Origin of the sequence: Sphingomonas sp. 37zxx, from assembly GCF_000786205.1 — a bacterium.
In the GTDB taxonomy this organism is placed as follows: Bacteria; Pseudomonadota; Alphaproteobacteria; order Sphingomonadales; family Sphingomonadaceae; genus Sphingomonas.
On record NZ_JROH01000095.1, the window covers coordinates 1 to 2238 of the forward strand.

The window sequence follows — 2238 nt, forward strand, 5'->3', positions numbered from 1 at the left end:
CCGCCCCACGCACAAGGCGGGGCCCACCGGATGGATACTGGCCGGCGGAGGATTTGGACGCTGGAGCAGAAGCTGGCGTTCGTGGCTGAGATGGAGCGCTGCGACAACATAGCGGCCTATTCACGCCAGCACGATATTGCGACATCCTTGCTCTACACCTGGCGGCGGGAGTGCCGTTATGCCCTTGCCGCGCGGCAGGTGACAGGCGCTGATAGGGATCACGCGCCGATGTTCGTGCCGGTTGTGGCCGATACTCCCCAGCCAAAGTCGCATGATGTAGCAATCGAGGTTGAGCTTGGCGGTGCGGTGGTTCGGATCGGTCGAACGGCGAGCCCCGGGTTGGCGACTGCGGTGCTTGAGGCGCTTCAGGTGCGGCGTTGATCGGCCCTGGTCCTGGCACGCGCGTGATGGTGGCAACGCGGCCTGTGGATTTCCGCAAAGGCCCCGATGCGCTGGCCGCGCTGGTCAGTGCAGAATATGGTGGCGATCCGTATTCCGGGGTGATCTATTTTTTCCGGGCGAAGCGGGCTGACCGGATCAAGCTCGTCTGGTGGGATGGCACCGGCCTGTGCCTGATGGCCAAGAGGCTGGAGTCCGGCGGCTTCAAATGGCCCGGCATCCGGGATGGCGTGATGCGTGTTACGGCAGCCCAGCTTGGCGCATTGCTGGAGGGGCTGGACTGGCGCCGGGTGCATGGCGGACGCCGCCCGATAGCGCCGCAAATTGCTGGTTGTCGGGGCTTTCGTCTGTTGATTCACTGCCTTCATGCTGATCGAAGTGGACCTGCCAGAGGACATCGCGGCGCTACGTGCGCTGGCCCTCGATCAGTCCCGCAAGCTTGCCGATGTGACGGTCGCCAAGGGCGAAGCGGACGCAGAGATCGAGCGACTGCAGTCGATCATCGATGCGTTTATGCGCCACCGTTTCGGCCGCAAGTCCGAGCAGCTCGATCCCGAACAGCTCCAGTTGGGCCTCGAAGATGTTGAGACGGCACTGGGCGCAGCCCGCGCGGCGGGAACGGTCCGGCCAACGGGGGATCGTCCGCGCAAGACCAACCGCGGCGCGCTGCCTGCGCACCTCGAGCGGATCGAGCAGATCGTCGATATCGACGGCGCTGGCAGCATTCGGGCCTGCCCATGCTGCGGCGGCGGGCTGCACCAGATCGGTGAAGATGTTGCTGAACGCCTGCATGTCGTGCCGACCACCTTGCGTGTTCTGGTCACCCGTCGGCCTCGCTATGGCTGCCGCGCGTGTGAGGGCGCGGTCGTCCAGGCACCGGCACCTGCCCATATTGTCGAAGGCGGCATCCCCACCGAGGCCCTGATCGCCCAGGTGCTGGTCGCCAAATATGCCGATCACCTGCCGCTCTATCGCCAGGCCCAGATCTACGCCCGGCAAGGGATCCAGCTCGATCGATCGACCCTTGCAGATTGGGTCGGGCGGGCCGCCTGGTATCTTCGCCCCTTGCGGGACCATATCCTGGAACGATTGCGACGATCCCAGCGGCCGTTTGCCGACGAGACGACAGCGCCTGTGCTCGATCCCGGTCGTGGGCGGACAAAGACCGGCCAGCTATGGGCCTATGCCCGCGATGATCGCCCTTGGGGCGGGATCGATCCGCCGATGATCGCCTATGTCTATGCCGCCGACCGCAAGAGCGAACGCGCCGAAGCGCATCTGGGGGACTTTGCAGGCATTCTGCAAGTCGATGGCTATGGCGGATATACCGCGCTCGCCAGGCGGCAGCAGCAGATCACCCTCGCGTTTTGCTGGTCACATGTCCGACGCAAGTTCTTCGATCTCGCCGACAAGTCGCCGGTGGCCGCCGAGGTGCTGCAGCACATCGCCCGTCTCTATGCCATCGAAAGCGAGAGTCGTGGCAGCAATGCCGACTATCGCCGCGCCGTCCGCAACGAACACGCTCGTGTCATTGTCGATGATCTGCGCCATTATCTGGAAGCCCGGCTTCGCCAGGTCAGCGCCAAGAGCAAGCTGGCCGAAGCGATGCGCTACGCGCTCAGCCGCTGGGACGGGCTCACCGTCTTCCTCGATGATGGCCGCGTTGAGCTCGATACCAACACCGTCGAACGCTCGATCAGGCCCCTGGCCCTAAACCGCAAGAACGCCCTGTTCGCAGGATCCGACGAGGGCGGCGACAACTGGGCGGTCATCGCCACGCTGATCGAGAACTGCAAAATCTCCAGCATTAACCCGTCTTATTCACCGGCGGCATGGGAT

2 protein-coding genes and 1 pseudogene are annotated in these 2238 nt (G+C 64.3%); all 3 read left to right on the top strand.

Annotated features, from left to right (window positions below):
- On the top strand, positions 1 to 381 hold a 381-nt coding region (locus tag QU44_RS16850), incomplete at its 5' end, for a transposase (RefSeq protein ID WP_052135079.1).
- 26 nt (positions 382 to 407) lie between these two features.
- A pseudogene (gene tnpB / locus QU44_RS18035) lies at positions 408 to 683 on the top strand (IS66 family insertion sequence element accessory protein TnpB); the annotation flags it as partial.
- Positions 684 to 765: 82 nt separating this feature from the next.
- The coding region (gene tnpC, locus QU44_RS16855) for an IS66 family transposase (RefSeq protein ID WP_033923569.1) at positions 766 to 2238 on the top strand (1473 nt) is incomplete at its 3' end.